The 7,701-nt window shown below is 34.9% G+C and carries 7 protein-coding genes and 1 pseudogene; 3 read left to right on the top strand and 5 right to left on the bottom strand.

The annotated features are described in order from the left end of the window. The first annotated feature begins 173 nt into the window (after positions 1–173). Positions 174–383, top strand: coding sequence for a hypothetical protein (locus ES765_RS22350; RefSeq protein ID WP_249356423.1), 210 nt, complete (start codon positions 174–176; stop codon positions 381–383). Positions 384–401: 18 nt separating this feature from the next. Then, entirely contained in the window at positions 402–680 is a 279-nt protein-coding gene (locus ES765_RS22345) for a hypothetical protein (RefSeq protein ID WP_249356420.1), read from the top strand. Between the two features lie 33 nt (positions 681–713). Here the strand turns inward: ES765_RS22345 and ES765_RS13695 are convergent, their stop codons facing one another. The 5 genes and pseudogenes from ES765_RS13695 to ES765_RS13675 all read right to left on the bottom strand — a co-directional run bounded on the left by ES765_RS13695 (position 714) and on the right by ES765_RS13675 (position 5,965). After that, positions 714–881, bottom strand: a complete 168-nt coding sequence (locus ES765_RS13695) for a hypothetical protein (protein WP_212744243.1) — start codon at positions 879–881, stop codon at positions 714–716. A 251-nt stretch (positions 882–1,132) separates the two neighbouring features. Continuing rightward, complete coding sequence (locus ES765_RS13690) at positions 1,133–2,752, bottom strand: sodium:solute symporter (RefSeq protein ID WP_138114882.1); 1,620 nt, start codon at positions 2,750–2,752, stop codon at positions 1,133–1,135. A 9-nt stretch (positions 2,753–2,761) separates the two neighbouring features. After that, entirely contained in the window at positions 2,762–3,946 is a 1,185-nt protein-coding gene (locus tag ES765_RS13685) for an aldose epimerase family protein (protein WP_138114881.1), read from the bottom strand. Positions 3,947–3,950: 4 nt separating this feature from the next. After that, positions 3,951–4,679: pseudogene (locus tag ES765_RS22940) on the bottom strand (L-arabinose isomerase); the annotation flags it as partial. A gap of 296 nt (positions 4,680–4,975) precedes the next feature. Further along, positions 4,976–5,965, bottom strand: a complete 990-nt coding sequence (locus ES765_RS13675; protein ID WP_249356413.1) for an alpha/beta hydrolase — start codon at positions 5,963–5,965, stop codon at positions 4,976–4,978. 700 nt (positions 5,966–6,665) lie between these two features. Here ES765_RS13675 and ES765_RS13670 point away from each other — a divergent pair. Beyond that, complete coding sequence (locus ES765_RS13670) at positions 6,666–7,688, top strand: LacI family DNA-binding transcriptional regulator (RefSeq protein WP_138114880.1); 1,023 nt, start codon at positions 6,666–6,668, stop codon at positions 7,686–7,688. Positions 7,689–7,701 lie beyond the last annotated feature (13 nt).

The raw sequence follows: 7,701 nt of genomic DNA, 5'->3' as shown, positions 1-7,701 counted from the left end.
ACCTTTGCTCTAAGGTCAATTGTTTGTAATGTTTCATCAAAACGAATATAAATATTGAGCCTAAAACAGATGGGGCTAGCCCCATCTGTTTTAAATATTCGTGTTGCACTTATGACTTGAACTTAGAAAACCTAGAACACATAAAAAATTTAAAATAAATTACATTCACCACATTGCTACTTTTAGCTATCGGTCTAAATGCTCAAAGTGATAAAGACCAAATAATCATAAAGGTTGCCAATAAGGCAAAAAACAAACTCATGAAAATGGAAGTAGGTCTTGACCACTTTTTTACACATTCAGCAGAATATGTTATTTTCCCGAATGTTGGTAAAGGTGGGTTCATTCTCGGTGGTTCTTCAGGAAACGAAGTAGCTTACTAAAGCGGTACTATAATTGGCATGGCCGACTTAAAGAAAATTAGTATTGGTCTTCAAACTGGAGGGCAAGTAATTACTGACGTTATATTTTTTGAAGCAGCATCTGACCTATTTGAATTTAAGGAAGGTGTTTTTAAGTTTTCCGCAGAAGCTTCTGCAATCGCAGTAAATGCTAAATATAAAGCAGGGGTAGCTGTTTTTTCTCTATCAAAAGCAGGTCTTATGGCCGATGTTTCTGTTGGAGTACAAAAGTTTGATTATACGCCAATACGTAAACAACTCACGTTTCAAGTGAATTAAGAAAGCCGCCTTAAAGAGTGGCTTTTTACATTTTTAATAGTATCCATCGGTAGCAAAAAGACGGTAACAGGTCATACTCCCATCAACAAAGATGGTCATACTATTTATATATTCACCTTCATCGTAAGAGAGCCAACTCGCTACACTTCCAATAGCATCACTTGAACCAATAGCGATACAGGTTTGTTCTTCTAATCTCATATTTGGTTTTTGAATGTTTATATTTTTAAGTAGCTAAAGTTAAGCTACAATTCAAAGTTTGATTATCACTATACCCAAATCTATGACACGAGTTCGATTACCAAAAATTGCTAAAAGTCAATTCTTGATTATAATACTAACTAAAGAAAATAATCCTTTTATAGCTAGGCAGAATCTTAAAATAAAAATTGTTGATAATGAAATCATTACCGGAGAACACCATCAACAATTATTTACAATTTATAGAGATACTATCTTCCGTTGAAAAATATCATAATCCCTATTACTATTAGTATAATAATTATGGATACAGTTACATCTACCCACGTATAACTACTCTTGTTTTTAGTTTTTTCTTCTTCTGTAATAGTCCCAAATGTCAAGTTGACAATTTGTTCAGCATCTGGTGGTTTAGTCATTAAGCTTACAACCACCATAAAAATCAAACAGAATAGAAAGAACCAAGCACCAAAGCTTAAGAAATTCATATCACCTAAATAAAATAAGATTCCATCTGAATCTAAACTTCCTTTTATTAATTCTAAGGTGATTCTAAAAAAGGCAACAACAATACCCATAACCAACGTAGCAAATGCACCTGTAGAATTTATTCGTTTATAAAATATCCCTAATAAGAAAACCGCTGTTATTGGGGGTGCAATATAGGATTGTACGCTCTGTAAATATTCATACAATACCCCTGAAATATTTGCCATGATAGGAATCCAGATAATACCAATGATGACCACAAATAATGTAGCAATTTGCCCTGTTCTTACCAATTTTTTCTCTGGAGCATTTGGTCTCAATTTTTTATAAACATCAACGGTAAAAAGGGTAGAACATGAATTAAATACCGAAGCCAACGAACTCATTAAAGCCGCTAATAATCCCGCAGCAACAAGACCTCTCAAACCAGATGGCAATAAATTACTCATCAACACAGGAAAAGCTTCATCTGGATTATCCCAATGTAATTCACCCCTCATTTTAAGAGTCAAAGCGATAACCCCTGGAATCAAAAACAAAAAGACCGGTAAAAGTTTTAATAAGGCTCCAAAAATAGTACCTCGCCTTCCTTCTTTAATATTTCTGGCAGTTAGAGTTCTTTGTACAATATATTGATCCGTACACCAATACCAAATACCTACGATAGTACTTGTAATGAATAGCGAAGGCCAAGGAAAATCTGGGTCGGTTGCTGGTCGCCACATATTAAAATATTCAGGTCCTAACGTATCGACCATACTTCCCCAACCCCCTACTTTATCCAAACCAATAAATGTCAGCGCAGCAGCGCCGATAACCAATAAAACAGCCTGAAGGGTTTCTGTATACACCACGGCACGCATTCCACCTAAAACAGTGTATATACCTGTTAAGACGACCGTTGCAATTGCACCAGTCCAAAAATCAATACCCAATAAGGCAGAAACTACAACACCACCAGCATAAATCGTTACTGATATTTTAGTTAGTACATAAGCCACTATTGAAAATATAGACAATACCCATCTAGATCTTGCATCAAAACGTTTCTCCAAAAATTCTGGCATTGTAAAAACGCCGCTTCGAGCGTAAAATGGTAGAAATACCCAACCTAACATTAATACTACCCATGCATGTATTTCATAAATGAGCAAAGGCAGTTTATTACTTGCACCGGTACCGGCCAAACCTACCACATGTTCCGAACCAATGTTAGATGCAAATATCGAAGCACCTACCACGAACCAACCGACATTTCTACCGGCTAAAAAATAATCTTCCGTATTGTCTTCTTTCTTTCGGATAACCCAAACGGCTATTCCAGCAAGTAATAAAAAATAGAGCGAAATACTAATCCAATCTAAATTATCTAATTGTTGCATGATAATGGTTTATTTGGCGGAAAACTTAAAGGTAGTTTTGGTTGTGTATGTATCTTCTGGCGCTAGGGTTACCGAAGGGAATTTTGGTTGGTTTGGAGAATCTGGATAGTGTTGTGTCTCTAAACAGAATCCGCTTCTCTTTGCATATGAACCCCCTTTTGGTGCAGGAAGTGTTCCGTCCAAAAAGTTCCCCGAGTAAAATTGTATACCAGGTTCATCCGTTAAAACTTCTAATGTACGTCCCGATTCTGGGTGATACGCTTTGGCTACTGAACGGTAACCAGATTCATAGCCGTTCAATACCCAACAATGGTCATAACCACCGCCTAATTCTATTTGTTTATTTTCTGAATTGATATCTTTGTTTATTAGTTTTGCCTTACTAAAATCGAAAGGAGTGCCTTCTACCGCAGCTAATTCTCCGGTGGGTATTAATCCACTATTTACAGGAATGTATTTATCAGCGTTAATTTGTATTTCGTGATCTACAATCGTTTGTGAAAAATCACCTGAAAGATTAAAGTATGAATGTTGCGTAAGGTTAACCACTGTAGTCTTATCCGTAGTTGCTTCATACAAAACATCGAAACTATCGTCCCTGTTTAAAGTATATGTTACAATGGTCTCGAGATTACCAGGAAAGCCTTCTTCCATATCCTTACTTAAATAACTTAATTTTAGTGAAGCAGAAGATCCAGACTCTTCAATTCCTTCAACCTTCCAAACAACTTTATCAAATCCTATTAGGCCTCCATGTAAATTATTCTCACCATTGTTCTTGGCTAAGCTATATTCAGTACCATTTAAACTGAATTTTCCCTTTGCGATTCGATTGCCATAACGACCTACCAATGCGCCGAAGAAGGGATTCGTCTTTTCATATTGTGAAAGGTTATCAAAACCGGTAACAATATTTTCAATTTTACCATTCTTGTCAGCAGTTCGCAACGATGTAATTCTCCCACCGTAAGTAATTATATCTACTTGAATTCCTCCCTCATTTTCTAAGGTGAATTTATCTACTTTTTGACCATCTACAGTAGTTCCGTAATTACTTTTTGCAATACTTAGTGATTTTTCCATTTTTTGGGTGTCTAAATTTTCTTTGTTTTTTTTATCGTCCTTGCAACTAAAATTTACCATCAAAATACTAAAAATTAATATTGACGAACTATTGAATATAGCTATTCTCATACTATTAGGTTTTACATGTTATTTTTAAACAAATGGTACTAAGCTTTATTGGCCTTTTAGTGGTATTCTTATCGATTAAAACCAGTTCAACACCTACTATTTTCGAAAAATCCTCTAAGAATTCAGTTGTCACCGCTTGACTATAGACCATATAATGTGCTCCACCTGCATGTATCCAAGCAGTTGCAGCAGTTTCCAAATCAGGCTTTGCATCCCAAAGTACGCAAGGGACAGGTAATTTAGGTAATTCTCCCATCGCTACCACAGCTTCAACTTCATTAACAATAATTCTAAAACGATTGCCTAAATCTACTAGAGAAACAATAATAGCAGGGCCAATAGGGGAATTAAAACTAACCGTACTGGGCCTTCTTCACTCCCAATACCTAAAGAATGTATATCGCAAGATGGTTTTTTATCTGCGATGGATGGACAAATTTCAAACATATGAGACCCTAATACATACACCTTTTCAGGGGTGAAATGACATTTTTAATCTTATAGTAGCAATACCTGATAATTGGTTTAATTCACCTACGTTTTAAAACGTATTTATAAAAGCTATAAAGCCGCATTTCATTAAGAAAATCCTAAAGCCTAATTCTGTTTTTGCAGCATCAACTAATAATTGTCTTTTTTCTCCTCCACTTTTCAGCTTTTCACCCAATTCGTAACTATTCTCGTACCCATTCACCAAGGCATCAACTTCTACTTGAGTTAAATTCTTCACGTGATTAACGACATCAGAAGCAGCGTAACCATTTACTAAAAAACCAAATCACAACTGTGCTTCAACCTTATTACTATCTATTACTGAAACCTCTATCATAGTTTCACCTATCCGCACAACATTAAGATGCTGATATTCATTCCATTGCTAGGCGTGCCAAGCTCTTAAGTTTCTTCTGTATTCTTTCTTCTTGCCAATGCCCAACGATAATCTTTATATCCTTACACATTCTTATTTCAATTCTACAAAGAAAAATATAATCCAAAAGTAGAAGACGGTTTTAGTTTTAAATTATAGCTTCAATTAAATAAGGAGGTAAGAAAAGCATCTATTCTTTTTACAGAAGGTTCAAACCAAGGGTGGTATAGTATAAATGAATGAGGAGCTGTTTCAAAAGACAGCACCTCTGAATACGTATTATTACTGCGTAGCACTTTTATAAAGTCATCTCTACCGGCATGCATACGCGCTACCGAACTATTAATAAATAAGGTTGGGGGTGTTTTTGAATTTACATGGCTAAGCGGAGATGCCATTTTCCATAGTAGAGGATTATCCTTTTTTCCATATCCAAACCAATAAGTTGCCGCAGAAGTACCATTACTATCATCTCCTTCACCGCTTTCTGGGTGTACAAAAGAAAGCGTACCATCCATATCGATAATGGCATTTACATGTGATGATATTTCTGAATTACAACCGTCATTTTCAAACAGTAGTTTATTTGGGGTAGTACCTAAAAACGCCGCTAACTCACCTCCAGCAGAAAAACCTGAAACTACAATTTTCTCCGAATCAATGTTATATGTTGCTGCATTTGCACGCACCCAACGTATAGCCGCTTTCAAGTCGTAAATAGCTGACGGGAATAAAGCTTCTGTAGATAATCGATATTCCGGAGTAAAACATACATACCCCTTGTTTGCCAATTGCTGGGCCAGAGGATAATGCTGACTTCTGTCACCTGAACGCCATCCACCTCCATGAATGATTATAATAGCGGTTCTTAGGGCTTGTTGGGAAATACTTTTTTGAAATACATCCAATTTCAACTCTCGTTCTCCTAATGAGCAATAGGTTATGTCTCGGTTTTCTTTGACAGAACCAAAATCAAATTCTTTTACAATTTTAATTTGGGGATGATTTTTAACATCTTTGGAAAAAGCTGAAATTGTGGTATAAGAAGTATCTCGCACCCCCGTAACACCTTCCAAGTTTTGGGCTACAACCATATTAAACGTCATTGCCGTAAAGACAAAAAAAGCAAACGATAAAACTCTTAAATTCATAAACTGTACGTTATTTGACGGAACTTGATATATCGGCTTCTTCTCCAATGATTACTTTTTCTAAAAGTAGGCTTTTGTGTTTTTGAATGTTAAACTATTATTAGCTTTTTGAATATTATATATTGAATAATAGATTCCCCATCTTTTTGGCAGGGTAACCTTTAGCTACAACCCCAATATTACTAGCTTTTTAACATCATACATTAGAAATGATCACATCAAATACCTTTGTTGATTACGTCCCATTCTTCACTATGGTAATTGGAAGTCATAAATATACAACCCTCCGTATCTAACCATAGTAAATTTTTAATTTAATAACTTTCATATAGGCAACTCTGTCAGAATTGGTCTTAAAATAAATTTACCATTTTAAGTAGCCATTCATCTCGTTGTCGACCATATATACGGAGGTACTCACGTAAACATTTCGCTGCCTATGCCCAAAGCATGGAGTCCTTTAAATTCATTATTTTCTACTAATACTAATTTATGCTAGCGTTGCCCCATTTGATTTTTAAAACATGTAATAACGTTAAAAAAATTGATAGAAAACTTCTGTATTGATTGATACACAGTTTTTCTAATGAATTTAACTACCATAATTCAATAATTTTGTAGTTTTAACATATTTGACAACATATATTTTTAGCAGTATTATTTATATTTTAAAAAAATTAATATCCACGCAAACCTAAGGATGACCAAGAAAACTACCATTTATGATATTGCTAAAGAATTAAATATTACGGCAGCCACGGTTTCAAGGGCTTTAAATAATAACCCAAGAATTAGTAAAAACACACGTGAACTTGTACTTGCAGCAGCTACAAGAATGAATTACAAGCAAAATAAATTAGCCTTGGCTCTTAAAAGTGGTAAGAGTAAAAATGTGGGTGTTGTTGTACCCTACATAAATAGAAATTTTTTTTCCTCAATCATCCGAGGTATTGAAGACGAGTTGTACCCCAAAGGGTATCATGTAATTATTTCACAAACACACGAGAATAAAGAACGGGAGCTAAAAATTATCCAAAATTTATTAAATGCTCAAGTGGATGGTATTTTAATCTCGACATCCTATTCAACTGAGGAGAAAGATAAGTTAGAGCCTGTTTTAAAGAAAGCCACACCATTTATCTTCTTTGATAGAAAATTAGATTTTCCCGATATAAGTTCGGTAACGGTAGATGATTATCAAGGTGGATTTGATGCAACTAAACATCTCATTGACCAAGGGTGTAAAAGAATAGCCCACTTTTATGTGAACAATGAAATTGAACTTTATAAAAATCGATTACTTGGTTATAAGGATGCGTTATTACAGAATGGTTTTGAAGTTATTCCTGAATATGTGATACCTCTAAAGAATGATATGGAAGCGGGTATGGAAGCAGCTGAAAGATTAATGAACTTATTGGTGCCACCAGATGCAATTTTCTCATCAACTGATTATGGCTTGTTAGGCGCTGTAAAATACTTACAACGGTTATCAATCAGTATACCCGAAGATTTCTGTGTTGTAGGTTTTAGTAATGAACTTTTTACACAATTTATGGAACCATCTATAAGTTCTGTTGACCAATCACCCGTAGAAATGGGAAGAATGGCAGCTAAAGTCTTCTTAGAACAGATGGATAGTGAGCAATCAGTAAAGATTCATAAAAACGTAATGTTACCATCTAAATTAGTAATTAGAAAATCATCTAGTAAGATGAAATAGTTTCAATGTATAT

The sequence above is a fragment of the Maribacter sp. ACAM166 genome, assembly GCF_005771495.1.
Lineage (GTDB): Bacteria > Bacteroidota > Bacteroidia > Flavobacteriales > Flavobacteriaceae > Maribacter.
Note: the sequence above shows the minus strand (reverse complement) of the source record. Positions and strands in the feature narration are given on the sequence as shown.

Coding starts and splice junctions, on each gene's coding strand:
- ES765_RS13685 (WP_138114881.1), bottom strand. CDS start 3,946: ATGAGAATAGCTATATTCAATAGTTCGTCAATATTAATTTTTAGTATT.
- ES765_RS22345 (WP_249356420.1), top strand. CDS start 402: ATGGCCGACTTAAAGAAAATTAGTATTGGTCTTCAAACTGGAGGGCAA.
- ES765_RS13670 (WP_138114880.1), top strand. CDS start 6,666: ATGACCAAGAAAACTACCATTTATGATATTGCTAAAGAATTAAATATT.
- ES765_RS13695 (WP_212744243.1), bottom strand. CDS start 881: ATGAGATTAGAAGAACAAACCTGTATCGCTATTGGTTCAAGTGATGCT.
- ES765_RS13675 (WP_249356413.1), bottom strand. CDS start 5,965: ATGAATTTAAGAGTTTTATCGTTTGCTTTTTTTGTCTTTACGGCAATG.
- ES765_RS13690 (WP_138114882.1), bottom strand. CDS start 2,752: ATGCAACAATTAGATAATTTAGATTGGATTAGTATTTCGCTCTATTTT.